The organism is Pseudoalteromonas sp. SG43-3, assembly GCF_014164385.1.
Classification (GTDB): domain Bacteria; phylum Pseudomonadota; class Gammaproteobacteria; order Enterobacterales; family Alteromonadaceae; genus Pseudoalteromonas; species Pseudoalteromonas distincta.
Genome location: NZ_JACJFC010000008.1, coordinates 189,682 through 216,180, shown reverse-complemented (window position 1 = coordinate 216,180; position 26,499 = coordinate 189,682). Strand labels below are relative to the sequence as shown.

Here is a 26,499-nt window from a genome sequence, read left to right as displayed (position 1 = left end):
GAAAATTACGCTAGAACTAGGCAAAAATTTTTGTATCTAGTTGTTCTAAATAAAAAATTTTTAACGACGTTATAGTGCAATTTAATTCGTTAAATTGATCAAAGATTTATGCAGGTTGGTATAATTACTGGTGGCAGTGTCGCAAGACATTGCCGCTGTAACGGTATTGATAAGTAAAATACAAAGTGGAATAAATCATTTTTGTAAATGTTAACTAATTATAGTTAAAAAAAAGCAAGCCAGGTGGCTTGCTTTTAGCGTTTTTAAATACACACACTTATAGACTCGATTTAACTATAACCTTTAAAATCTATAGCTTGCGCCAAATGTAATACGGCGGTCTGTAATACCTTGGAAACAAAGTAAAGCACCTTCGTTTACACAAGACTGGCTAACTTCTGACTCAGTTAAGTTAACGGCTTCAATACCGATATTTAGCTGATCGTTCACATCATAACTTATGCTGGCATTAAGCTGCCCTCTGTCTTCTTGTACAACAGGGAAACCCCATGGGAAGCTTGAAGTGCTACCAAAGTCAGTTGAACGGTACCCTTCGCGCCACGTGTAACGCGCTCGAGCAGATAGACCGTATTTCTCATAGTAAAATGTGATGTTATATGCGTTTTCTGACAGATCAATGAGTGATTGCTTAGCACTGATGTCTGCATCCGGGTTACCGGTTGTTAATGCAAAAACAGCATTTGCACGACTCGTTGCGGTGTCAAATGATTCACCACCAGAAAATTCTTGATAGGTGTAGTTAGCAACAACACCAAAACCTGATGCCCAGCCTAGCTCTTTTTCAAAATTTGATAAGTCGTATTGAGCTGCAAGCTCGATGCCTTGCTGTGTTGTTTCGCCAGAATCATTAATAGTAGTTTGTGTTGGTACACATAACCCTACACCAGCATCTGGGCCAAATACGTTTATGTCAGCAATTGGGTTAAATATGCCGCCGCCTTCACATTCAGGACCATTTGTATCGCGAAAGCCTGTGCTTGGGTCTTCAAATGGGTCAACTTGCTGTGTAACGTGCAAATCGCTACGTGTTTTATGAAAGTACCCCACACTTAATAAAGCAGCGGGTGCAAAATACCAATCAGTGGATATATCGAAAGAGGTTACTTCTTCTGGCTCTAAGCCTGAGTTACCTATTGAAACTGCACTATTAGGGCTGGTGCCAAACGTAACGGATGTAGATAGGTCATCAAAATCTGGGCGTCTGATATCTTTTGACCAACCTAGACGAACAATCACATCTTCACTTACATTCGCGGCTAAATTAAATCGTGGTAAAAAGAAATCGTAATCACCTTTTGACGTTACTTGAGTCACCAGTTCGTTGCCACTTCCATCTTGAGTAACAGAGTTACCTAGCGATGTAACTTCAGTCTCTAAATAACGTAAGCCAAAGTTACCGCGAAACATGCCATACTCAAAATTAGCTTGTGCATATAAGGCATGTGTTTCTTCTTCAATATCAAAAAACGCATTTACTTGAGACGTTGGTGAACTTATTGGACCACGATCAGAACCTGTTATTGCATTATTAGCTTCAATCGCTTGGTTAAGTGCTGCTAATACAGCTTGTGGATCAGAGGATGCAAGCTCTGGGTTTATAAGTAAGAAATCACGAATATAAAGTGCTCGCCCATCACCATCATTAAAGTTATCTGGGCCCGCTGTTAATAATTGTGCAAATAAATCACCCGTTGGGCTATCAGCCATATTTCTTAAACCAACGTTAGAGCGAACTTGATCCGACATACTGCTCGTTTTACTGTAGCGGTAACCAAAATCGACTGACGTTATTACATCATCTAAGTAATATGTAAAATCTGTACGAAACGCATCTTCTGTATTTTCTGACTCATCTTGCCCTTGGTTTACGTCACGTAGAACAACATTTGCAGGGTCGAGTAATTGAGCCATTGTTGGTGCGTTTGCCTCCCCCGTTGCAATACCAAATGTAAGTGCATCACCTGTAAGATCATACTCAAAAGGAGTACCGTTTTCATTTGACGAATTAGTAGCGACATTTGGATTTATAAAATTAAGCGTTGTATTAAAGCTTGGTGTAGTTGAATCAGAACGAGAGGTTGAGGCTTCAACACTTGCAAATAATCTATCGCCTTGCCATTCGCCCCCTATTCTAAATATTTTGCTTTTTGTTATGCGTGAATTAGTATCACTAGAAAAACGTAAATTAGGATCGCCACCACCGTCTTCAACCGGAATAACGCCTCTTACGGCCGCTTGTATGCTGCCTAGATTTTGTCCGTCAAGAGAACCAAAATTAACTGTTTCAAATTCACTCGGTATTGATACATTTCTAAGATCACTTAGGCCAGATGCTTGTACTCTTGAGCTTTCTTGGCGGCGCTCTTGATCGTTAACAACTGCATCAAAAAAGAATTTCATATTATCGTTTGGTGCATATTCAAATGTACCTGCGAAGTTTTTTGTCTCGTATTCGTAATTATCGTAATCTTGAATTAAAAATTGTACTGGTAGAAAATCAAATGATTGTGCACTTGCTGCACCACTATCAGCGGCTACCGAATTATCTCTATCAGCACGAGGACGAAATGCGGTTACGTCTTGCTCACTGTAACTACCACTAAATACAACACCAAACTTACCGCCAGAATCAAGCTCCCAGTTATCACCCCAAGCACCCGATACCCTAGGAGTAACACCATCTGTTGATAAGCTACTATCTTCACCTTGAACTCTAATTGAGCCTAGAGTTTCATTTAACTGTAACGGGCGAATTGTTTTAAGGTTTATTGTTGCGCCCACAGAGCCTTCGATTGTTTTTGCTTCAGGTGACTTAATTACTTCTACACCGGAGATGATTGCAGCTGATACATCTTCAAAACTAATGCCACTTCGCCCAGACCCAGAGCCAACTGTTGATACGCCGTTCACTTCTGTACGATTAGCATTGGTACCACGAATTTGAACGCCCGTACCTACCCCTGCTTCACGGGTAATTTGAATCCCCGTTACATTTTCAAGTACTTCTGCGAGGTTTTGATCTGGTAGCTTACCAATATCGACAGCCTCAATAATCTCAACAAGGCTATCTGCTGAACGCTTTTGTGCAAGCGCATTTGTAAGCGATTGTCGAATGCCTGAAACCTCAATAACCTCAAGATCGTCTACAGCTTTTTTTGGAGCTTCTTGCGCCTGTGTAGACAAAGACATACCAAGTGCGGTTGCCGATATAACTGCCAGTGTAATTTTAGATAACTTGTGACTCATAGTTTTTTTCCTGTGTGTGTGAAATGCTATGTTTAACCAGCTACTTTATTGTTTTTATTAAAAGCCCTTAATTATTACAAACCCTTAACTTTATATTTACACCCAACCATAAAAAGGTCAACCTTTTGGTAATGAATTTAGATCAAATATTATGCAATATGTTATTACCAAAATAGAAAAACCTACCTAACCTTTAAATTAAAATCATAAAGTAGATTTTAAGTTCATGTTATTTATTGATTTTAAATTTAATTAGAAATTGAGCTATCAATTACAAGGGTTAAAAGAGTTAGTGTTTTAAAAATGAAATAATTTAGGCAAGAGAAACCGATGATGTTGTACGCACTTAATAAATGGCATTATTGGTTAACCAATTTTTTTTCAGTCAAGAAGCGTTATTAGAAAGCAAACTGTGTTGAGTACTATTTATTAGCGTTATTGAAAATATAAAATTGAAGAATTTAGGGATCAAAAAAGGCGGTAAAACCGCCTTTTTAATGAGATTTAATGTTTAACTATTATTACAGCTTGTAGCTTAAACCTAAGAATAAGCGTGGGCCGTAGTCATTCACTTCACCTAAGTTTCCTTCAACAAAGAAATCTTGTGATTTAGGTGCGCTGAACAAGTTAATTGCTTCTGCTTTAACTCTAAAGTGCTCATCAATTTTGTATGATGCGCGCATTTCCCATACGCCTACAGAATCAACATAACGAAGTCGAGTACCATTTGTAGTATATGGTTGGAAATACTCACTACGATATTTGTAAATAACGGCAGTATCAAACCCACCAATTTGGTAGTACAGCTGGCTGCTAAATACATGCTTTGAGAAGCCAGGTACTGAAGCCGACTCAACAATACCGTCAGTTAATTGTGTAGTATTACCGTCTACATCAGTAACAAACGTATCGCCGTATAAGCTATCTTGGAACTCAAAGTCAGTGTCTGCATAGTTGTAACCAAATTTCATACCGATGCCATTATCCCAGCGGTAAGAAAATGAAGCTTCAAGACCTAATATTTCACTGTCCTCGTCTGACGTAACAGAGTTAGTAATTGGTAATGAAACAGTTTCACCGGCAACAGTAAAATCTTCAATTACGGTTTGTTGTTGAAAACCACCGTTGAACTGTTTGTAGTATAAGCTTAACGCTAAGATTGAATCTTCGTTAGGGTACCATTCAAACGCAGCATCGTAGTTCCACGACATAAGCGGTTGAGTGTCCGGGTTACCAGAGCCATTTACACCCACTAATAAATCGCTAATTGATGTTGCTGTACCTTCTGTATCTTCTTGGAATGTACGGCTATAACCTAAATTAGATGGATTTGCGCGTGACATACCACGGTATATACCTGCTCGGAATAAAATATCTTCGCTGTAATCAATAACTAGGTTAAAGCTTGGTAAATACTTAGTGTAATCGCCACCACTTTTTATTTTATCCAGTGAACCGTTATCAGACTCAACTAGAGACAGTACACCGGTATCACTTGTTACAACATCAAAGCTATTTCTAAAACCAATCGAAGTTACATCTGTGTCTACAATACGAAGACCAAAGTTACCGCGAATGAATTTGCCAAACATTTCAGTATCGTAGTTAGCCATTAAGTACACTGATGTTGTTTTTTCTGTTACATCAATTGTACCTGCATTTTCATATTCCACTTCTGGGTAAGCAAACACACCATCAGCGTTAGAACCAGCTACAGCTTGTGAGAAACATACGTTGTCGTATGTAGCCCATGATGAACCTGTACCGCTAGCTACAACGTTACCGTCGCTATCAATATTTGTTACGATATCACCATCAGATACACTCGATAAAAAGCCTGATTCAGGGAAATCGATTTGACAACCTTGTAATACGTCAAGCGCTTCAGTACCAGAGTCTAGTGTAAATTCGTTTCTTGAACCGTTACCTTGGCTACCACCATACTGTAGGAAGGTCATTTCAGATGTTCTAATACCACCTTGAATACTTGTAATAACGTTGCCATCTAGCGCATAGTCAAAATCTAGTCGCGCTGAGATAACTTCGTTTTCACGAACATTTTCACGGTCAAGTCGTGTTCTTAGGCTATCTGTAAAGTTTGAAATATCTGTTACGTCAAAATCTGTCAATGTGAAATGAGGAATTTCATCGCCCATATCCCAAGAAAAGAAATTGCGACCTGATGTTCTACCACGATTAGATATTTGAAGTTCTTCACGTTCAGTTTTTGAATACGCTAAATCTAAGTCAACAGTTAATCTATCGGTAACTGTATGTTCTATATTTATGCCGTAACCTTGGTAGTTTTCTTCACGAGAAAATTGCTCACCCGCTGATTCAATACGCTCTTCACCTTCCCAATGTAAAATACCGCCTACATCGTTAGTTACAAGAGTTGGACCGGTTACACCTGGTGTTGCACGTTTTTGTAAAAAGATTAAATCGTGGCGTGCTTCTTGTTGTGTTCTATCTGAAATTTGTGCATCAAAGTTAATATCCCAATCAGCTGACGGTTGGTATTGCAGTGCAAAAAATACTGCATCACGTTCATCAGATGTCTCGTTTTGACGAAAGCTTCGGCTACTGCCAGTCCAAGCATAAGGAGTCCCATCACTTACTGCTTTACCTGTTTCTGGATCGATTTCTGTATCGTAACCTTGGTTGCTACTGCCATTAACTTGGTCTTCACAGTCGCCTGCGCTGCTACGGTAAAAACCTTCATTGGTATTAGTCGGATCGTTTAAACACGCCCACAATGAAGAACCTGATGGGCTAGAACTTCTGTATTCAGCCTCTGGTTGACTAATTTCTTGGCGCTGCACACCAAAAGACACACCAACGGCTTGGCCGTTATCAAATTCAAACTGATCAACATAACTAAACGTGCCACGGTAACCCGCGTCACTTTGCAGCGAGTTATCTACATTACCTTCGTCTGGGTTGTAATTTAATTTAACCTCAGCTGATACACGTTGTTTGCCAAAATCAAGTGGAGTTATAGTTTCAAGTGCAATAACACCTGCAACACCACCTTCAATCATTGAGGCATCTTGCGTTTTATATATCGCTACTTTTTTTACAAGTTCAGAAGGGAACTGCGAAAAGTTAACTGAGCGGTCACCACTACCATTAGTCGCTTCACGACCATTAATGTGTGTTGCACTTAAAAATGGACCAAGACCACGGATAGTGATTTCTGTAGCACCACCGTTTTCACGGTGAGATGCAGCACCTGTAATTGATTCTAGTGCTTCACCGATTGACAGTGCTGGTAAATCACCAATATCTTCAGATGACAGGCCATCAACTACCGTTGTTGCTTCACGTTTAATTGCTATTTGATCTTGTATCGTTCTACGTGTACCTGTAACACTAATTATTTCAACGTCTTCTTCAACTTCTGTCGCTTTTCCCTGATCTTCCTGTGCGCTTGCTGTAAATACGCAAGAACTTGCCATACCTGCGATGACCGCTGTTCTTACCCATTTTGCAACTGGGCGCATTGCAAACTGCCCTGTTGTAGAATTATTGTTATCTCGTGACTTCAACGACATTTGAATTCTCCGCTGGTTGTTGTTGTGTGATTTTAGTGTGTTAGCTTGTTATGCTGATGTATATTTTATGTGACCTTTGATATTAATATACTTAAACCCAGCACGATGATCAACCAATTTGACGCTTTAATATTACCATAAGGTATACCAATTTTAACTTAACAGCATTACCAGTAGGTCAGGCAGGTTTTTTACTAGAATATATATAGATCTAAACTAGTCGATAAATGGGTAATGTAGGTTCAGAAAAGTGTTGTGATTATTAATAAATAATAAAAAAGCCCCAAATTTGGGGCTTTTAAAAGTTAACTGATTAATTGGTTACTTAATCGTTTTGTATTTTCCATGTAGATCCAACACCTACTTCAGATGATTGAATATAATGAAGACCTTTAGCACCTGCCTCTGCCTGAAGGCCTGCAGGGTCAGTTTCTAATAACGTACTTGCTGCTGTAACGTACTCAAGCACTTCTTTACCGTTAGTTGCTGGGTCTTGGTCAATTGCACCATCAGTATCGAATGCGCCATTACCATTTAGTTTTCTAATTTCAACCCAGTCACCGCTTGCATCGCCTGATACTCGACTATCCATATAACCAAAGTTGTTACTTAGCACCGAACTATCATGATTAATTAAGTCACAGTCATATTCAAAAGCATGGTCACTATCAAGTGTATTTGGGTAAAATAGGCCTTGAGTTTTAGCACTGCTGCTTATTGTATCTGCGTCTGTTTGATCACCTAAACCGTTTGCAATTAAATTTCCATTAAAGTTTATAACAAACGCATTTTTGGTCAGCCCATAGAGTACCGGCGCATTCGCTGCGGTTAACTCATCACAATCACTTGTTGGTGCTTTAGGGCCTATTTCCGTACTAAATACAATAGGTTGCTGTGAGTTCAAAACCGTATTGTTTGTTACATTTAGTGTAAAGTCGCCAGCCGCATCAAGTACAGCTTGGTTACCCGAGTTTGGCACACCGCCGTCAGCTTGCGAAAATGGATTTGCCGTAAATACAATACCGCCCGCTTCTTTATTACCAGAACGAATACCAGCGATGTAGTTGTTACTCACTGTGTGACCAAGTGGTGTAATTAATATACCCGCTGGGCGATCATCAGAGCTTGCAATATCGGTAGTTCGAATAATAACGTTATCTGTAACACTGTTGAAGCCACCATCTTCTAGTGAAATACCACCATTAGGATTTACGATTGTATTGCCTTTGATGGTTGCACCCGATGTTTGCACTCGCATTAAACGACGACCCGTTACAAAGTTTTCTACTCGGTTGTATTGAATAGTAAAGTTTGCGTTATCAGCTGCACCACTAGCCGTTGTACTGCCAACATTAATTAAATGTAAGCTAGAATTGTCAAAGTTTGGATTGCTACTAGTGCCACTAAACAAGTTATATTCAATAACGTGATCCGAGCTTGCAGATGCCATTTTAATCACGGAGCCATTTTCAGCAAAATTACGATTAGAAAATGTATTACGTTCGATTAAAGCGCCTTTACCTTTTAGCATTAACCAATGATAAGTAGAGTTGTTTAGCGTTGCTTCTTCTCCATCCATCGTGTTTTGCGAAAAAGTAAAGTTATCCCCTTCTGAGTAAATAACAGCACCTTCTTCGGTTTCACAAAATGCACCCGCTTTAGTATCTATATTCTTAAAGGTAAGCCCTGTTAACCCAGCGCCATCTACTCCAGCAGCTACATGCACACATACTTCACCACTAAGTACAGGAGTTTGACCTTCTACAGCGCGAAGCGTTACTGCACTGGTTAATAAAATTGCGTCCATATCAGCATAAACACCCGTGTTTAAACCAATAACATCACCGTCAGCTAAACCGCCACTTATAGCACCAAGGAGTGCTTCAGGGTTACTAACTAATTGTGTGTAAACCAATGTATCAAGTGAGTTTGTAACCTCACTCGCAAAGCCATCATTATCTGTATACGTGGCTTTTACTGACATTATTGAGCCAGCGTAATCAGAAGGCGTAAATGTTTTACTATTGCTCCCAGCTATTTCAACGCCATCAGCAGACCAAGTATAAGTAACGTTAGCCTCTTCAACGCCGTTGTTATCAGTTATCTCAGCGGTTAACTCGCCATTTGTTAAATAAGGCACTACACCCATAATGGCTACGCTACCGGCTTCGTCAACCGCAACAGCAGAAACAGCAATTGTTTCCTCTGATGTATTATCCTCGATAAACCCATTATCATCTGTATAAGCAACCTGAACACTTACCTTTTGACCTAAAAGTGATGCATCAACTGTAAAGGTGCTCTCTATTGCGCCATCTATCGCTTGTGCGTCAGCAAGCCATTGATAAGTGATATCTCCTGTCGCCCCATCGGTATCATTAATTTCTGCTGTTAAAGTATTTCCAACAGTTGGCGTGCCGCTAATTGTAACTTCGCCTTCTGAGTTTGTTCGTGCGACAACCTCTGTACCGGCTGAAGTTACAGACTCGTTAAACCCACGGCTATCTTCAAAAGATGCACTAACTGTAATAACTGTACCAAACTGTGCGTCTGTTAACGTGAGCGTTGAAAGTGCTTCATCAGCAATTTCTACGTCATCTGCAAACCATTTATAAGTTACTGTATCGCCATCAAAGCCATTGTCGTCAGCTACATTAGCAGTTAGTTGCGAACCAACTAGTGCGTCACCTGTAATAGTTAAACTTGCAGGAAATGCGATTGCGGCAACATCTGCGGTTGGTTCTGTAATATGCGATTCATTAATACCGCCATCATCGGTATAAAGCCCTTGAACTGTAATTGGTAACCCTATCTGATCGTCAGTCAATGTAAATGAAGCGCTATTTGCACCAGCAATTGCCTCACCATCTGCATACCAGTAGTAAGTCACGTCACCTGAGATACCATCAGGGTCACTAACTTCAGCTGTTAATGTTTGTCCGCTTGTAACAGTTCCACTAAGAGCAATAGAGCCCAAGTTGTTGTCATTGTTGTTTGAGTTTGTGTCACAACCAACGATTGCTGCTGCAATAGCGCATAGCGCAAAATGTTTGAATTTCATGGTGGCTCTATTCTCCAAATTTATAGTTTTAATATTTGGTTATCTATTGTGTGTGTTACCAAATAAATCATGTAATTATTACCAAATTCATTTGAGTTGCAAATGAATTGTTAACCAACTTGGTAATATAACCACAATAAAATAAGTTTTTCCACTATCGCCACCTAATTAAATAACAATAAATAAACACCAAGTTAACCTCGGGCTTTTATTGTTGGTTAAGAATTGAATTCAATTGTGAAAAATAACGTTGAAGATACATAGCGTTATAGTAAAAACTTAGTTTTATATAGGGTTTAGTAAGTAATATTATTTAATATATGTGAAGTATTCTTATTTGAAGACAATAAGAAAAGAAGTGAGTTTGTATAAAGAGGATGATTTACAAAGAGAATTAAAATTAAAGGTAAAAAGGGGCAATTTTCTTACCCCTTTTTTTGAGTGCTGTTTTATAACATGGCGTTATTATAAAACTCTACAGGCTCATTTGAACCCAAAGCTACAGGCACACGCTGGTGCAAGCTAGTGGGCGCAATATCTAAAATTCGCGCTCCTCTAGAGGTTGCTTTACCACCTGCGTTTTCAACTAAAAGTGCTAACGGGTTTGCTTCATAAAGCAGTCTTATTTTTCCGTTATCGTTACCACTGCGTTTATCTTGTGGATACAAAAATAACCCGCCTCGGCATAAAATACGATGAACGTCACCTACCATCGCTGCATTCCAACGCATTGAGCTTTTTTCAAAGCTTTCACAGGTGTATAGCAATTTATCAAAATACACTTGTGTTGGTTCGTCCCAGTAACGATAGTTAGCCATATTTACGGCAAATTCGCGACTTTGTTCTGGCACACTTAACTGCTTGTTTGTCAGTAAGTAACCGCCATGTGTTGAATCTAACGTATAACAACGCGTAGGACCGCCAGTACTCATTACAAGTAATGATGAAGGGCCGTATAACACATAGCCTGCACACACTTGATTTACACCGGGCTGACTAAATTGCTCGTCGCTATCAAAAGGAACATCATCACGGGCTAAGTAAATAGTAAATATAGTGCCTATTTGCCCATTAACATCAATATTAGAAGAGCCATCTAACGGGTCAAAAGCAACAATAAACTTACCTTCAGGGTGGCCACCTACCGCATGATCTTCTTCCTCTGATGCAACAGATCGTACACTGCTATCATCAAGTAGGATGTCTTTAAGTAGTTGGTTTGCGATTACATCAAGCTTTTTTTGAACTTCACCTTGAACGTTTTCATTCAAAGTTGAGCCTAAAACACCGGCTAATTCACCTTGGCTTACTCGAAAAGCAATTTCTTTACTGGTCGCTAAAATTGTGCGAATAAGTAAAATAAGATCGGTATCTACACCGTCTTCTTTCAATACTGTATTTAATCTTTTCATGCGCTATACCTGTTTACACAATTTAGATCGTCAAAGCATTGCTCTAGCCTTGCAACCATACTTTGCTCTGAATGACGCAACCATACACGAGGGTCATAGTATTTCTTGTTTGGCTTATCATCCCCGTCAGGGTTACCAATTTGCCCTTGTAGGTATGCTTGCTTGTCTTTGTAGTAATCTAAAATACCTGTCCAACACGCCCACTGCGTATCGGTATCAATATTCATCTTCACTACGCCATACGTTAAAGACTCTGCAATTTTACTGTACTCAGAGCCACTACCACCATGAAAAACAAAGTTAATTGAGTTACTTGGTAGATTAAATTTTTCTGATACGTAAGCTTGTGAATCTTTTAAAATAGTTGGCGTAAGAACAACGTTACCCGGTTTATATACACCATGAACATTGCCAAAAGAGGCTGCAATTATAAAGTTAGGGCTAATACGACTTAAGCGTTCGTAAGCAAATGCAACATCTTCAGGCTGAGTATATAAAGCAGAACTATCTAGGTGTGAGTTATCAACACCGTCTTCTTCGCCACCCGTGCAACCAAGCTCAATTTCAAGCGTCATACCTATTTTTGCCATACGCGTTAAGTAACGTTCACAAATTTCGATATTTTCTTCTAAAGGCTCTTCTGACAGATCAATCATATGTGAGCTAAACAATGGTTTGCCAGTCAGTTCAAAGTGTCTTTCACCTTCATCAAGCAAACCATCAATCCAAGGTAGTAGCTTTTTAGCTGCGTGATCAGTGTGAAGCATCACTGCTACTTCATAATGTGCTGCCACTGAATGTACATATCTTGCAGCACTTACCGCCCCAAGCACAGCTGATTGTTGCTCTGGTAAAGATAAGCTTTTACCACAAAAAAATTGTGCTCCACCATTAGAAAGCTGAATAATAACGGGCGAGTTTTTCTTTTTAGCAGCTTCTAGCGTCGCATTAATAGATGTTGTGCTAACAACATTTACCGCTGGCAACGCATATTGATTAGTACGTGCATGCTCGTACACAGCACTTACTTCGTCGCCAACGATTACGCCTGGTAGTATTGTTGGGGCTAAATAATTCATTTATGAAATCCTTTCTATTTTAAAGCCTGGATACAAGAATCAGTAATTGCTTGCCAATTTTCTTGTTCAACCCATTCTTTCTTCGCTATCCAAGTACCGCCAACGGCGAATACATTATTTAAAGAAAGATAGTCCATTTTGTTACTTTCGCTAACGCCACCTGTAGGACAAAAGCTGACTGCTCTAAATACTGACGACACAGCTGACACAAAAGGAGCGCCACCGGCAAGCGATGCTGGGAATAATTTTTGCTCTTCAAAGCCATATTCAAGCGCCATTAAAATATCACCGGTGTTTGATACACCAGGAAGTACCGGCACATTACATTTAGCAAGTGCTTCAAGTAACGTAGGAGACACCGCTGGGGTTACAATAAAATCAGAACCCGCTTCAAGTGCTTGCTCCAAAATATCAGTATTGATGACTGTTCCCGCACCTACTTTTAGCTCAGGCACCTGTGCTTTAATAGCTTTTAATGCCTCTATTGATGCCTCTGTTCTTAGCACTACTTCAACTAAAGTAAGCCCAGCATTGGCCATAGCTTTCGCTATTTGAACACCTTGCTCTGGAGTATCTGCTTGAATTATAGGTAGCAGTGTTTGTCCTGCCATAAGTTCAGAAAAGCGAGTCATAACGTTGTTCCTTTATAAAAAGTAATGCGGCCGAGGTATAGCGGCCTTTAATGTTTAATTATTTTGTTATACCAATTGCATTAAATTATTGAGCTATTATAGCGACAAGAAAATAGCTCAATAACAAGGCTAAAATTATGATACATAGTTGCTCTATATAAATAATTTTTAACGTAGTTAGTGAGTTATTTAATACGCTAAGGTGATCATGTTTTTAATAAAATTGGTATCACATGCCAGCTTCAGCCATTGCTAGCTGAAATATATCTTTTGGAGCAATAGCACCTGGTTGCTGTATAACAGTCCCTGCCGCTTTTGCAGCAAGTTGCACGGCACTTGAAATTGATTTATCAGATAAACGTGCACCTAAGTAAACACCGTTAAAGGCATCGCCTGCTGATGTTGTATCTACAACGTTTTTGACCGGTACAATAGTGTGGCTTTGAAGCGTATCGCCCTCTTTTGTCACTACCGATTCAGGGCCATTTTTAACAACAATTTCTTCAATTTGGTAAGGCTTTAAATATTCAACAACTGCTTCTACGCTATGAACGCCATAAAGTGTTGTTAAATCTTCAACGCCTGGTAGGGTAATATCTGCAAACGTAAAGGCTAAATGATATTGCTCTTTTGTTTCCTCTACACTATTCCACAAACGTGCTCTATAGTTAGGATCAAAAACGATTTTAACCCCAGCATCTTTAAGCTGCTTTACAACTTTCCAAAAGTCTTCACGTGCACTTTCTTCAATTATTGCTAATGAAATTCCTGAAAAGAAAAACATATCACCTTGGCTAAGCTGCTCGAGTGCATCAGCATCTAAAAAATCAACAACCTTTTTAGCTGCAGAATCATTGCGCCAATAAATAAAGCTACGCTCACCATGCTCATCAGTTTCTATGTAGTACATACCAGGTACTTTGGTGTCGTGAGCAAATACAAGTTGCGTATTTATTTTTTCACTTTCAAAGCGTTCTAGCATTTTTTTACTTAAATTATCTTGACCTAAAGCCGTAACAACCGAAGTAGTAACCTGCGGGAAGCAACGTTTTAAATACACTGCAGAATTATAAACATCGCCTGCAAATGATTGGTGCAGTGTTGCCGCGCTCATAGCTCTAAGCTCGACCATGCATTCACCGATAAAGTAAATATTTTTCATCTTGGAAGTTACCCTATGTAGTTAACTGCTATGCACTTATACAAAATATGTTGGCATAGCAGTTATTATCTAGATTATTGAGGCTTTTTAAGAGGTTCTATTTTTGGAATTAAAATCCAAACAGCTGCCATTGCTATGATGGCTAAAGAAGCACCAATTACAAATGCTGGTGTGTAGTTACCATCAGCAGTAAGAAAAGGTACTAACGATGTAAGACCTACAGCACCAAGTTTTGCCGCCATACCAGAAAAACCTGATAATGTACCCACTGCTTTTTTACCTAACAAATCACTTGGTAGTGTTTGCACGTTACCAATTGCAGTTTGAAAACCAAATAAGATAACAGCCATAATTAGTACCGCTGTTGTTGGTCCGCCTGGATTTGCCATTGCAAGTAGCGCTGGTAACATAATTAAACAACCCAGCGTAATAGTAAGCTTACGTGTTTTATCTGTATTCCAACCTGCTTTAAGCCTGTTTTGTGCCAATAAGCCACCAAACCAAGCACCAAACATAGCGCCAACATAAGGTACCCAACCGTATATACCAATAGATTTAACATCCATGCCGTATACTTCGTTTAGGTAAATAGGGATCCAAAAAACAAATAACCACCAAATTGGGTCAATTGCGGCAGAGGCAATGATTACACCCCAGCTTTGCTTACGAGAAAGTAACTCAGCAGTTGTAGGGTTATATTCCTCTTCGTCTTCACCAGTTACATCACCGTTGTCATCAACACGTCTTTGACCCGTTAAGATATATTCACGTTCTTCGGCAGTAAGCCAAGGATGTGAGCTAGGCGGTGCTTTAACTAAAATTAACCATGGAACTAACCAAAGGAAACCTAATGCACCAACAAAAACAAACACCATTTGCCAGCTAAAGTAGATAGTTAAATAAGCAATTAAAGGAATAGCAATAATGCCACCAATTGCGGCGCCAGAGTTAAAAATACCCTGTGCTAAAGCACGTTCTTTAGTAGGGAACCATTCTGCGTTACCTTTAGCTGCACCAGGCCAGTTACCGGCTTCTGCTACACCTAAGATTGCGCGAAAAATACTAAGACTAAGTACACCTTGTGCAAATGCATGCGCAACGGTTGCAATAGACCAAACACCTATTGATAGTACAAAACCGAAGCGTGTGCCCACCCAGTCAAATATTTTACCAAAGATTGCCTGACCAAATGCATAAGCAAATACAAACACAATAGAAATATTAGCGTATATTTGTTTGCGTTCTAGCGCTGATTCATCAGGAAATAAATCTTCAACAATGTCCGGCCAAAGCACACTAAGTGCTTGGCGGTCGATATAGTTAATAATGGTAGCTAGCGCTATTAGCGCTATAACCCACCAACGTAAGCCTTTAAGTTGCATAATTAATCCTCAAGAAAGTCTTCACGCGCTGGGCTAAAAGTATCAATCAGGATTCCGCCTGTTGGGCAGGTAGCTCCATGATCAGCAAATGGTGGGATTAAGCAGCTATCACCCGGTTTTAAGATTTTAGTTACGCCATCAATGTTAAAGTGAAACTCACCTTCAACAACATACGTTACTTGAGAATGTCTGTGAGCATGGTTATAACCAATAGCCCCTTTCTCAAACCAAATTTTAACAGCCATTAGCTCTTCGTTATAACCTAGCATTTGACGTTTTAGACCATTTCCTAAGTCTTCTATTTCGGTCTCGTTACCAAATGAAAAGTTTGCGCTTTGCTTTTTCATCCTATTTACTCCTGATTATTGTTCATCATATAAACGCCTAATCGGCCATTTAAAGTGAACTCTTTATTTTGATAATTGAATGTGTTTTTAGCTGATGTTTGTGCTTTATTAATTGCCACTAAATATGAGTTGCCTTTAATATCAAGTTCAACAAGTGTTAAATCGCCCTGCTGACTATATTCAAGCTTTGTAACTCGACTAACAGCTTCTAGGGTATATTCTTTACTTGGGTTGTACTCACCATGTGGCTCTAATACAGATATAAACTTATGTTGCTTTTGCCCCTCAACACGACGAATAAAACCATTTTCGTTGCGTAAATTAAAGTGAGGGTCATTTGCGCCTATTTGAGTAAACAAGAAAGACTCATCACCTTTTACCAAGCTCGTTTGCGTATAAAAACGACCATTTTCGTTTAGCCACGTTACTTTAGCTAAACCACTTTGAGGTTGCGCTTGAGCTTTAAGCCATAAATGTTGGTAGCCATTTTTAGTACCTAGCGCAGACAGCTGTGCTGCATTTGCTTTTAACTCAAAGCTGGTATCGATAAGCTGACCTTTATAATGCAAAGGCAGGTCAAGCTGATGCGCTTTATTTGCAGCAACATCAAATATATCAAGTGCAACTGTGCTTTGTAGTTCAGGTAAGTTAATAAGTGCAAGCGTACGCTCAAGATCTACGCCTTTATAAGCTGTGCTTATTTCGCCGCTTGAAACCGTGCCGTATTCATTTGTTTCGAAAAAGTTAAGTGTAGGGTAATTACTATTTCCTACTTCAACATTTGCATTAAAATGCGTTGTTTCGTCAACCACTACCGTATTGTGCGCAACAGTGTGTTTTGCGTAAGTTTCGTTTTCAGGTAAATAACGACCGCCGTATTTAGCTTCTACATTTAAAAAACGTGCTGCGCCATAATCAGATACAATTTCATTTCCGTGGTCGTAAAACTGCCATGTTAATTTATCAAAATGACCATGGCCCAAACCTTGTGCAGCAGGTTTAAACAGTAGCGCTTGATCGCCACCTACCTGCGTTCTCATTACAACTAGAGCACCTTGTTTACCGTCATTACCATCACCGAAGGCAACGGATTTAAACGAATAAGGTTTTGCCATGTTGTTATCAAGTGCTTGAGCTACTTTTAGCCCATCACCAGAGAGAATTATTTGGTCTTGTTGCTTAGCAATATCTAAATAACCTGCATCGTTGGTTAAGCCATACGCTGCCGTTACCCCATTCACTAACTCAATGGTATCGATGCCTTTACTTTTTATTGCATCGTTAATTGGGAAGAACAAACCGTTGTAGCTAAGTTGAATCGTCGTATCAATCGCTTTTAATAATATGCCATCGCGATATTCAAAGATTTTTCGTTGTGGTTCGTTGTTTTCAATCGCTTTAGCAAACGTTACAAATGGTAATAGTGCAAAGCGTTGATAGTAAGGACCTTCGTTATAGTAACCTTGTGGTGAAAACAGCATCTCTAGCTGCTTAATAAAGCCACCCTTACCCGACTTTTCTAAATCGTATAATGATTTTTCTACCCACTCAGGTTCGCCTAATACATACCCTGCCATGCCAACACCCGCTGTTGCCCATGTTCCATGGTTATGTACTTTATTAAATGTAGACGGTTGGCCTACAGATGTGAACAACGAAACAGGACGGAGTAAGTCATTCTCGATTGTTTTAATATTATCGGCATTTAACGAGTCATGAATTAGATCATAAGCTTGTATTGTGTACACAAGCCACATTGCTTCATTTAGGCTTTGCCAAAAAAACTTACCTGGATTTTGCGAATCCATTTTACGTTTTGGATGCAGACCAAGCGTTGGGTATAATTTTGCATACTCAAGCAACATATCACGTACATAGTTTGCGTATTTATCATCTTGGCTTAATTGATAAATAATGCCCGCGTTGTACATAAGTTGGTAATTCTTCTTATGGCGCTCATGTGTATAACCACCACCGCCATCTTTTGGAACGGGTACAGTGATAGGCTGTGCAATTTGTTTATCTACTTGCGCTTTTAGCGATTCAAACGCAGTAGCAAACTTTGTGCTACCGTTGCTACTAATTGCTTGGCGCATTTGCTTAACATCATCAGTAGTAATCACTAAGTTTGGGTGCGCTGCATGCGCCCCCAATGATGTAAGTAATGTAATTGCAGCTACAGCAGCTATTTTAAAACGTGTTTGGCATTTTAATAAGTACATAGTATTTACCCTGCCTTATTTAAAATGTTGTTATTTTTTAATACTGCCGTGTGTGGGCCTTTAACTCTTAACTCTTTAACGCTTGGTGCTTTAGTGGCATCAAATGTATTGCCTGAGATTTCAGTTTTAGGCTCGCCTACTGTGTGCTCTACAACAATAGGAGCAGATTTAACAAATTTATTATCTTTAATATTAGTAACCTGAACACCGTGAACATAAATGCTCGCTTGCTCTTTGTTACGCTTACCAAGGCCAACGTTATTAAGCGTGTTATTTGTCATTTCAAAATGAGGACCAAATGTACTTTCATCAGTACCACCACGGTAAAGCTTAAGTACACCGCCTTCTACATTATTAAATGTATTATTATTTACAATAACGTATTCCGCGTTATAAACACCTAAGTCTTCAATTTCAGTATTTAGACGTAAAATGTCACCTGTTACTGTATTAAAGGTATTACCTGTAACAATAATTTCGTCAGCCATTGCACCTTTACCAGTGATAAAGAAATGGAATGAATGATTAATATCTAAAGCATTTAACTCTGAGTTGGTCATTACAAAGCGGTAATTATCAACCATACCCCATTTTTGCGTACGAACAATGCTGTTACCTATTGCATCTGGCGCGTTTTCACCTGAAATTGATAAACCATCTAGTTTTAAGCTGCCGCCATCATGTATTTCAAACAAGGTAGAGCGTTGAAAAGTAAGTTTAGACTTTGTGTTCTGCTTTGCTTTAATTGTCAACGTTTTATCAATTTTAACCAGTTTAGACACATCATACTGGCCAGGCGCTAGTTCTAGAACATCGCCCGACTCTGCATTATCAATAGCATCTAGTAATGCACTTACATCAGCTTTAACAGAATGTGTCTTACCAGAATCAAAATCAACTAAAGCAGGTACTTTTGCATACCAACTAACACCGGTATCTTCTTTTTTAAGTACTTTTAAATCGCGCTTTGCACCTACATTTAAACTTTTAGAGGTTGGGTAAAGTAGACCATTACTTGCTTTTTCAAGCGTGATTTTTTCTTTTTTTACACCGTACGTTAGCTCAGAAAGCACTTTTGTATCTGCAATGTTGTTACTTAATACTAACCCACTTACATCGTCGAATGTTGTAAATGGCTGTTCACCATCTTGGTTTATGATTAAGTTGTTTTTCATTACGCTATTTTTTGGGGCTGCGCTACGCTCAGCATCGCTACCTGCAGCAAGTTGAATATGACGCACATTTATAAATGTGTTGTTTTCAATCGTCGCATTTTCTACTTGGTGATAACGATTAATAGATGAATTTGGTACGCCGTTCATTACAGTAAAACCACTGCCAAAACGATAGCCTGTTAGGCCTTGTAGGTAGTTATTTCTTACAATTTGATCTTTATTGATAACGCGGATACCACCTGTGTGATCAACACCATTACCAATGAAGATATTTTCTTCTATAAGATTGCCGTTACCATGGCGCAGCGTTAATGTACCGCGCGCTTCATAAAATACGTTATTACGAAGGATGTTTTTACCTGACTTAACCGAAACAATTTCTACTTCACCATTGGTACGTTCAAAGTAATTATTTTCAACCAATGTATGCGAATCAGTTAGTGAGTAATGGCTTGTGCCAATACGCAGGGTTTCACCACCGTTAGAACCAAAAGTTGGACGGTAGCCAAAATAGTTGTTATCTATACGATGATAGTTTTCCTGGCTTGCTTTGGTGTTTAAACGAACAGCAACTGTCACACCTTTATTGCGTTTGCCAACTAAATGACTATGATCAAAGCGGTTATGTTGTCCATATAAGGCAACCCAATAATCAGACTCTCGCTTGTCTGGATTACTGTAATTATCGATTACTGTTTGAGTAACTCGTGAATTGTAGGCTAATTCATTTTTATTTTTACGAAATTCTATTACAGCTGAGCTCGGTGTGTAGCCGTCTTTAAATACTAAACCAGAAGCTTCAAGGTATTTACCTGCAAGTCTTAGATTAGATTGACCTGATAGAATTACTTTTCCGTTAGTTTCAGCGGTTAATATAATAGGAGAGTTTTTTGTACCTTGGCCTTCAAGTAAAATTTCGAAGTCAGACCAAGTACCATTTTTAAGTACTACTTTGTCGCCAGCAACTAGATTAGCTGCGATATCATTAAAAGCTTGTTTATTTTCTATAAAATAATCTTTGGCCGCTACTTGTGTGGATATGCAACCGATGAGAACTAGACTAAGCTTTATTGTATTAATCAAACGCATAGTTAACTCTTTTTCGTTGTGACTGAAAGTAGTGCTTCATCAGAATTAAAAAAAGCTGACATTGCACAAAGACTTTAGTCAATTGGTGTCATGTGTGTTAAAGCGCTTTAAGTTAAAGCTCAAAGCGCTCAATAAGGTCGAGAAGTATTACTTTTCTAACTTTTTGAAGTAATCAAAAATTTCAGGAACGTTACCTTGACCCATACCAGCGTCAAACGCTGCTTGTAGGTTAGCTGATGAACCTTCAGCGATTTTTGATTCAGTACCTAGGTCTTCTACCATTTGTAGGAAGTAGCCTAAATCTTTGTTTGCATTAGCAATCGAGAAACCAAGGTCGCTAACATTATCAACTGCATAGTTTTTACAAAATTGCATAAATGGTGAGTTAGATGGGCCAGTCGACATAATGTCGAAAAGTTGTTGACGGTCAACACCAGCAAGCTCTGCCACTGCAAATGCTTGTGACATAGCACATACTGTCGTCATGCCCATGAAGTTGTTGATAAGCTTAGTTGTATGACCTGCACCTAGCTCGCCAAGATGGAAAACGTTTTCACCTTGATCTTCAAGTACTGGTTTAACTTTATTGAATGTATCAATATCGCCTGCAGCCATAATGTTTAAAAGACCGTCTTTAGCATGTGCTGGTGTACGACCTAGTGGCGCGTCGATCATGCCTGCGCCTTTAGCTGCTAAATCAGCACCAATTTTTTTAGTAGATGATGGGATAGAAGTACCAAAATCAACTAATACTGCACCTTCTTTAATACCCGCTAGGATACCGTCTTCTGCGTAAACAATTTTTTCTACAACGGCAGACGTTGTAAGACAAAACATAACAATATCTGAACCTTCAGCTAGCTCTTTTGCAGTGCTTGCTGTTTTTGCGCCTCTAGCAACACATGCTGCAACCGCATCTTTGCTAAGGTCCATAACAATTAGCTCATAGCCTTTGTTTTGTAAATTTTCGGCCATGTTGCCGCCCATTAAGCCTAAGCCGATGAAACCGATGACTGGTTTTGACATGAATAACTCCTAAATATGTGGCGCATACTTTTATAAGAACAAGTAAAATTTACTCTATAAATACGCTGTGTCTTTTGTTTCAATTTGTAGAGTAACTTTAAGCTTGAGTTATTTATAAATTAACCTGTGCAAAACGTAACTCTGATTAATTACCAATACATTGTACTCACTCAAACCAAGCAACTTACCAATTGGTATGCAAAAACTGTATTACCATACGACTTTTTTGTCAACCAATAAGTTAACCAAGCAAACGCCACATTTTTAAAAATTACACAAAAATTAATTTAATATCCTATTAAAACAAATGGTTATATATCAACAGCACAATTAAGCAAAGGTTAACTTTTGTTGAACAATCAGTAACTTTTTTTATACTAATAGGTTGACCAATAATTGAGTACTGGTTATTTAAACATCCAAAATTTAATAAAATGATTCATTAATTGGTAATTTATAAAGGTCGAACTCAAACTGTTTTAAGCCCACTCTCATATTAAGGTTGTGATTTATATGTAATGCCTACATATATGGCTAATACATATAACCCCCCTAAAACGCGCTTGATAATAGCGCTTAGTTAAAAATACTCTTAACTTTGAATAAATAACTAAAGGAACTAAAAATGCGTTTATTACATACTATGCTTCGTGTAGCGGATTTGGATAAATCAATTGCTTTTTATACTGAAATATTAGGTATGAAAGAATTACGCAGAGCTGATAACAGTGAATACAGATACACTCTTGCCTTTGTTGGATATGGCGACGAAGCAGATAACACAGTATTAGAGCTAACTTATAACTGGGACGAGGATAACTACGACCTAGGTAATGGATATGGTCATATTGCTATTGAGTTTGATGATATTTACAAAGCATGTGCAGATATTAAAGCTGCTGGTGGCAATGTAAGCCGTGAACCAGGGCCTGTAAAAGGCGGTACTACTGAAATTGCTTTTGTAAAAGACCCAGATGGCTATGCAATTGAGTTAATTCAGAAAAAAGAAGACATGAGTAAATTTTAAATTACTTAACAACTAATTCAAGTTATAACAATTTGCTTAATGCCAATCTGCTTATATATGGGGTCTATTTAACGTTAAAAAAATTACGCTAGAACTAGGCAAAATTTTTGTATCTAGTTGTTCTAAATAAAAAATTTTTATCGACGTAATAGTGCAATTTAATTCGTTAAATTGATCAAAGATTTATGCTGGTTGGTATAACTATGGAGAGGTTTAATTTTATATATAGTTCAAATGGTTATGCAGATTGGTATTAAATAAAAGGTGCTTTGCAGCACCTTTTTTTAACGCAACTGACTATCTTTACTACCACGCCTATTAAACGATTTAGCGCTGGCACCATTGCCTTCTATTTCAGCTTGGCATGCAACACAGTAGCGAACTCCTGGTAGCGCGAGCCTTCGTGCTTGTGGGATTTTTTCATCGCACTCGTCACATAGCTCAGCACTTGCACCAGATATTAAATTGCTTCTTGCATACTGTACGGCGTCGTTAACACTTGCATCAATTTGATCTTGAATTGCACCGTCTCGTGCCCATCCACTTGCCATAAATCCTCCTAATAAAGTTGGATGTTTAAATTTATGCTACCAAATTGAATCTTTATAAGTACTGAATAATAAAGCTAGGAATGGGGTGTTATTTGAAGGCTTCAACTATAAAACTATATTTTATATCTAAAGAAAGACGCTGTAGTTGCTCCCTGTAATCTACTTTCAAAAAGATCAACACTCTAAAATCAGGCAAAAAAAAGCAGCTAAAAAAGCTGCTTTATAATTCCAATTATTTAAATATTAAAGGCTGTAATCAACAACCTTCATGCCTAATTTTTCAAGCTCTGGGCGAAGTGTTTTAGCATCACCCACTACTAAATAAATCATATCTTTAGTGTTTAAGTGTTTTTTAGCTAAGGCGTTAACTTCTTCTTTGCTAATATTGCTAACAATCTCATTTCTTTCTTTTACAAAGCTAGGTTTTAAATCGAACTCTAATATTTGTGCTAAAAAGCCAAGTTTTGCATTAGGCGTTTCGTATTTAAGCGCATCTTTTTGATTGATAGCTTTACGCATAAACATAAGCTCTTCATCCGTGACACCGTTTTGAGCATAGTTATTAAGCTCATTAGTAAACTCTGTAATAGACGCTGCAGTAGAGTCGGCTCTCACCGCTGCAGAAGCTGTAAAGCCGCCTGATGTTTTATCACCCCAAAAACGAGAGCGAGCACCGTAAGTGTAGCCTTTATCTTCTCGTAAATTTAGATTGATACGGCTGTTAAACGTGCCACCAAATGCAAAGTTCATTAAGTTAGCTTTAAAAAACTCACCAGTAATGTCTTCAACCATATCGCGTTTACCAATACGAATTTCTGATTGAGGGGCATCTGGTTTATCTACAAGATAAATGACATTAGTTTCTACTTTAGGTTCACTGAAATCAACAGTAACTGGGCTCGATTTACCTTGCCAGTTTGCAAGTGTAGCTTTAACCTTTGGCTCAATTGTTGACTCTTTTAAATCAGAAACAATAATGACTTGCGCGCCTTGTGGTTTAAAGTTTGCGTTATAAAAAGCTTTAACGTCATCTAATGTAATAGCCTCAATACTATTAAGCGTTCCAGTACTTGGAAGTGCAGCTATATTTTCGCCATATAGTAATTTGCTGTATGTATTAGATGCTAAATACCCTGCATCCTTCATTGAATGTTGAATATTTTGAATGATTTGCTTTTTATTACGCTCAAAGTCATCGGCATTAAATGCTGGTTTAAATAATTTCTCTTCAACAAGCTTTAGCGTTGCATCTACATTTTTAGTTAAGCTAGAAACATACACATTTGTATGTGTTTTGTCTGAGTAGATACTTACCTGGCTACCCAGTTTTTCAAGCGCGTTACTCATTTGCTCTGTAGTGTAGTTTTGCGTTGACTCGCTCATTAACGATGCAGTCATTGACGATAAACCCACTTTACTAGCTTGCTCATTATACAAGCCACCCGGAACTTTAATGAAAATAGCGGTGGTTGGCGTTTCTGTACTTTGCGTACCTAATATTTTAATACCGTTTTCGGTCTTAGTTTGCCAAAGAGAAGGAACATCAACAGCAGGATTTGCGCCGGCTACAGGGTGAATACTTCGATCAAATGTATCAACAGCTCTTCGTGCTACTAAATCATCAGCTGAAGTTGTAGATGGACCTCCAAAATCATGCGCTTTAGGCGTAAAGTTATCTGGGGCAGCTATAAGTTGAGTTTGACCTTCTGGCACAACACTCATAATAACGGCAGATTTACCTTTGATATATTGATTAAAAACACGCATAACATCAGCTTTTGTAACTTTGTTATAACGTGCAATCTCATCTTTAGCTGAGTTTGGGTTACCTGTAAACGTTTCAGATGCGGCTAGTTGAGAGACTTTTCCTGATACGCTTTGCAGACCAAAAATTGCACCTGACTCTATTTTAGCTTTTACTTTATCTAAATCATCTTGTGTAACGCCACGCTCTTCAAATTCAACAAATGAATCACGAATGATTTTTTCCATATCAGCTAACGTTTTCCCTGCTGTAGGATTTGGTAAAGCATAAAGACTAATTGAACACGCTAACTCTTGGCATGGATGATTTGCACTTGCTTGAACAGCAAGTTGAGTTTTAACTAGGTTTTTGTATAGTAGTGAATTATTACCTCCACCTAATATTTCAGCAAGTATATCAAGAGGTGCTTCATCTTCAGAGCGAGCATAAGTCGTTGGGAAACTCATACTTAATAAAGGTAAGTGAACCTTATCTTCCATTGAAATATATCTATCAGCATCTAGTATTACAGCTGTTTTTTCAACTTTAGGTATTTCAGGACCTTTTGGGATTGGTGCAAAGTATTTAGTAACTAATGGCAGTATTTCATTAGCGTTGATGTCACCACCAATGGTAAGCGTTGCATTATTTGGTCCGTACCATTTTAAAAAGAATGCTTTTAAATCATTTACATTTACGCGATTTAAATCGTCCATAAAACCAATTACAGGCCATGAATATGGATGGCCGTCTGGATACATCGCTTGAGCAACACGTTCACCTAAACGACCATAAGGGCGATTATCAACACGTTGGCCGCGCTCATTTTTTACTGTTTCGCGTTGTACTTCAAATTTTTCTTGGGTTACAGCATCGAGTAAAAAGCCCATTCGGTCAGCTTCTAGCCACAACATCTTTTCTAATTGATTTACAGGTACTGTTTCAAAATAATTTGTTCTATCAGAGTTAGTAGTACCATTTAAAGTACCGCCTGCTTCAGATATTATTTTAAAATGTTCCTCATCAGCAACATTCTCTGATCCTTGAAACATCATATGCTCAAAAAAGTGAGCAAAGCCTGACTTACCCAACTCTTCGCGAGCAGAACCAACGTGGTATGTTACATCAACGTGTACTAAGGGATCTGAATGATCCTCGTGCACAATTACAGTTAAACCGTTATCTAGTTTATATTTTTTATACGGTATGTTGATTTCACCTGCATTAGATTTCACTGATTCAATAAGTGTAACGCCAGGAATTGATGTTTCTGTAACAATATTTTTATCAACAGCTTGAGTTGAGCTATTACATGCAGCCAACCCTGATGCAAGTAAAACAGCAAGTGCAATTTTTGTGAGTTTCATTTTTTAGTCCATATTTAAATTAACTCAATGAGTTTAAAGACTAATTAAAAGTACAACAAGGAATATGGAGCGATTATGGGTTTGGTTTTGTAACAAAGTGTAAATAGATTGATATAAAAATGAAGTATAAAATGAGGGTATTAATTTGTGGTTTTATTCTAATAACACTGCACTTTCCTATCTAAGTAGTAAATGACATATCTAAGAGATTGGTACTCTTGATAACGTCGTGCATAGAGAGTGCGGTGTCACACTACTTTACACAATACTTAAAATAAGTAAGTGGCGTCCCCAAGGGGATTCGAACCCCTGTTACCGCCGTGAAAGGGCGGTGTCCTAGGCCTCTAGACGATGGGGACACATAAATGTGTCACTAGGACAACTGAATTTTTAGACTCGTTT

The 26,499-nt window shown here is 38.5% G+C and carries 15 protein-coding genes and 1 tRNA gene; 1 reads left to right on the top strand and 15 read right to left on the bottom strand.

From position 1 onward, the window contains the following. Window positions 1-303: 303 nt before the first annotated feature. From H5157_RS09905 to H5157_RS09850, 12 genes are all read right to left on the bottom strand, one after another. Window positions 304-3,267, bottom strand: a complete 2,964-nt coding sequence (locus H5157_RS09905; protein ID WP_182724609.1) for a TonB-dependent receptor — start codon at window positions 3,265-3,267, stop codon at window positions 304-306. A 521-nt stretch (window positions 3,268-3,788) separates the two neighbouring features. Continuing rightward, a complete protein-coding gene (locus H5157_RS09900; protein ID WP_182724608.1) occupies window positions 3,789-6,821 on the bottom strand; it encodes a TonB-dependent receptor in 3,033 nt (1,010 codons plus the stop codon). 325 nt (window positions 6,822-7,146) lie between these two features. Continuing rightward, the gene (locus H5157_RS09895) at window positions 7,147-9,882 is read right to left on the bottom strand and encodes a poly(beta-D-mannuronate) lyase (RefSeq protein ID WP_182724607.1); all 2,736 of its coding nucleotides are present in this window, start codon (window positions 9,880-9,882) and stop codon (window positions 7,147-7,149) included. 449 nt (window positions 9,883-10,331) lie between these two features. After that, complete coding sequence (locus H5157_RS09890) at window positions 10,332-11,294, bottom strand: class 1 fructose-bisphosphatase (protein ID WP_182724606.1); 963 nt, start codon at window positions 11,292-11,294, stop codon at window positions 10,332-10,334. Beyond that, window positions 11,291-12,373, bottom strand: coding sequence for a class II fructose-bisphosphate aldolase (gene fbaA, locus H5157_RS09885; RefSeq protein ID WP_039489411.1), 1,083 nt, complete (start codon window positions 12,371-12,373; stop codon window positions 11,291-11,293). Before fbaA ends, H5157_RS09890 begins: the two co-directional genes overlap by 4 nt. A 14-nt stretch (window positions 12,374-12,387) precedes the next feature. Beyond that, on the bottom strand, window positions 12,388-13,005 hold the full coding sequence (eda, locus tag H5157_RS09880; RefSeq protein WP_058154918.1) for a bifunctional 4-hydroxy-2-oxoglutarate aldolase/2-dehydro-3-deoxy-phosphogluconate aldolase: 618 nt from the start codon (window positions 13,003-13,005) through the stop codon (window positions 12,388-12,390). Between the two features lie 229 nt (window positions 13,006-13,234). Next, on the bottom strand, window positions 13,235-14,167 hold the full coding sequence (locus tag H5157_RS09875) for a sugar kinase (protein WP_182724605.1): 933 nt from the start codon (window positions 14,165-14,167) through the stop codon (window positions 13,235-13,237). A 74-nt stretch (window positions 14,168-14,241) separates the two neighbouring features. Then, window positions 14,242-15,549, bottom strand: coding sequence for an MFS transporter (locus H5157_RS09870; RefSeq protein ID WP_002962964.1), 1,308 nt, complete (start codon window positions 15,547-15,549; stop codon window positions 14,242-14,244). 2 nt (window positions 15,550-15,551) lie between these two features. Further along, window positions 15,552-15,896 (bottom strand): cupin domain-containing protein, encoded by a 345-nt coding sequence (locus H5157_RS09865; RefSeq protein WP_149606178.1) that lies wholly within the window; start codon window positions 15,894-15,896, stop codon window positions 15,552-15,554. 5 nt (window positions 15,897-15,901) lie between these two features. Continuing rightward, window positions 15,902-18,118, bottom strand: coding sequence for a heparinase II/III family protein (locus tag H5157_RS09860; protein WP_182724604.1), 2,217 nt, complete (start codon window positions 18,116-18,118; stop codon window positions 15,902-15,904). A 5-nt stretch (window positions 18,119-18,123) separates the two neighbouring features. Next, the gene (locus tag H5157_RS09855; protein WP_182724603.1) at window positions 18,124-20,382 is read right to left on the bottom strand and encodes a polysaccharide lyase 6 family protein; all 2,259 of its coding nucleotides are present in this window, start codon (window positions 20,380-20,382) and stop codon (window positions 18,124-18,126) included. Between the two features lie 147 nt (window positions 20,383-20,529). Continuing rightward, the gene (locus tag H5157_RS09850) at window positions 20,530-21,408 is read right to left on the bottom strand and encodes an NAD(P)-dependent oxidoreductase (protein WP_002962960.1); all 879 of its coding nucleotides are present in this window, start codon (window positions 21,406-21,408) and stop codon (window positions 20,530-20,532) included. Between the two features lie 625 nt (window positions 21,409-22,033). On the opposite strand from H5157_RS09850, the gene gloA reads away from it, so the two are divergent. Continuing rightward, a complete protein-coding gene (gloA, locus tag H5157_RS09845) occupies window positions 22,034-22,435 on the top strand; it encodes a lactoylglutathione lyase (RefSeq protein ID WP_002962959.1) in 402 nt (133 codons plus the stop codon). Window positions 22,436-22,719: 284 nt separating this feature from the next. On the opposite strand, the gene H5157_RS09840 is transcribed toward gloA, so the two are convergent. From H5157_RS09840 to H5157_RS09830, 3 genes are all read right to left on the bottom strand, one after another. After that, on the bottom strand, window positions 22,720-22,986 hold the full coding sequence (locus H5157_RS09840) for a DksA/TraR family C4-type zinc finger protein (protein ID WP_024605380.1): 267 nt from the start codon (window positions 22,984-22,986) through the stop codon (window positions 22,720-22,722). A gap of 243 nt (window positions 22,987-23,229) precedes the next feature. Continuing rightward, complete coding sequence (locus tag H5157_RS09835) at window positions 23,230-26,097, bottom strand: pitrilysin family protein (protein ID WP_182724602.1); 2,868 nt, start codon at window positions 26,095-26,097, stop codon at window positions 23,230-23,232. 283 nt (window positions 26,098-26,380) lie between these two features. After that, window positions 26,381-26,456 (bottom strand) — tRNA-Glu (locus H5157_RS09830). Window positions 26,457-26,499: the final 43 nt, after the last annotated feature.